The organism is Flavobacterium sp. HJJ (assembly GCF_015351475.1).
GTDB lineage: Bacteria > Bacteroidota > Bacteroidia > Flavobacteriales > Flavobacteriaceae > Flavobacterium > Flavobacterium marginilacus.
This window is the reverse complement of record NZ_JADKPR010000061.1, coordinates 1-1,510: the sequence shown is the minus strand read 5'-3', so window position 1 is coordinate 1,510 and position 1,510 is coordinate 1. Positions and strand designations below refer to the sequence as shown.

Sequence of the window (1,510 nt, the reverse complement as noted above, 5' to 3'; positions counted from 1 at the left end):
TCCTATGTAAAGCATCGTAAAGTTATTCACAACTTTTGAGAGAGTTATATTTGGGTTATTTTTCGAGTATATAATTCCGTTGCAACGGCTTGTTGGAAAAGTTGGAAACAACTTTTTGTCCGCCGAAGGCATAGGACAGAAAAAGTTATTCTGACTTTTTCAATAATGCCAAGAATTGATTTCTCTTTTATTTCATAGTATATTTTTTAAAATTCTTAAGGCTCACGCTCCTATATGTGGTTCTCGTTTTTAGAACGCGACCACCAGCATCGGTATGATTGTAAGAATAAATAAAATAGCTGCCTGCTACAAAATGAGGCTTCATTTTACAGAACCTCCTTGGCTGTTTTGCAGTCTATTTTTTCTTGTATGGCTGAGCTTGCTAAGATTATATTTTATTTTGCTAGTTCTAGATTTCGATTGATTTGATAGGGTGTTTCGGTTTTAATTACCGATAATATTCTTCGTGCCATTTTATGGGCTACTTTAATGATAACACTTTTTACGTTTTTGCCTTGGTGTTTTCGATAGTAGTTTTGCATTTCTACATCTTTTCTGATGGCTATCCATGCAGCTTCTACTAAATAGCTCCTCAATTGTGAACGGCTTCTGGGAGTTATCCCTAAACACTTCTCGGATCCTCCACTATTATAAATCCCTGGTACTAATCCGATGTAGGAACTAAATTGTCCTTCGGTATTGAATCGGCGCAAATCACCACATTCTGCCAAGATTACACTTGCCAGGTAACCGCCTATTCCTGGAATACTTCTCAATAGATTATAATCTTTCTTATGGGTTTTTCTACAATAAGCACGCATCTGATTGGCGATTTCTAAATACTCTGATTTAATGAATCTGTACATTCTTATTTTGCCCTGCAATGCTAAATCGCCACAAACGTTACTGAATTTTAATTCTTCTAACCATATAATAAAAGCCTTACTCCAGTTCGGATTATCAAACTCATCTGGAACTTTTATACCATGAAAAAGCAGCATACTTTTGATATGTGCTTTGGTTTGTCGGAGTTTCTTGGTGACTTGGGTCCTATGGCGTGCCAAAGCCGTAAATTGTTCCTGCTCCTCCAAAGGAATATAAATTCCTTTTAGCACTGCTGCTTTTAATTGGTTAGACAGATTTTTTGAATCTAAAGCATCTGTTTTCTGATACCGTTCTTTATCCCCAGTCTTCACATCGGCGGGGTTGACCACCAGAACATTCCAACCTAAATTTAAAAAATAGCGGGCTGTGGTGAATCCACAACAGCCTGCTTCGTAGACTAAATCTACTTCGTAATCAGGAAATGTCCGCTCCACATATTGATATAGATCCTCTGCATTAGAAGGCATCGAATAGGTTTTGTGAAAAAACAAATCCGTTTGAATGGAAACTGTCCAGCTTTTTTTGTGAATATCTAAACCAATGAATATCTTTGGTTTAATTAAGGCATCTTGTAATTGCATAATCTTCGTTTTTAGTAACTCTAAGTTATGCTTTTACATAGATG

The 1,510-nt window shown here is 36.4% G+C and carries 1 protein-coding gene; it reads right to left on the bottom strand.

Annotated elements, in window-relative coordinates; genetic code table 11:
- Positions 1–395 precede the first annotated feature (395 nt).
- Positions 396–1,466, bottom strand: a complete 1,071-nt coding sequence (locus tag IRZ80_RS20705; RefSeq protein WP_194644254.1) for an IS110 family transposase — start codon at positions 1,464–1,466, stop codon at positions 396–398.
- Positions 1,467–1,510 lie beyond the last annotated feature (44 nt).

What these genes read in the sequence shown, in the direction of transcription:
- IRZ80_RS20705 (WP_194644254.1), bottom strand. Translation starts at nt 1,466, where the DNA reads ATGCAATTACAAGATGCCTTAATTAAACCAAAGATATTCATTGGTTTA.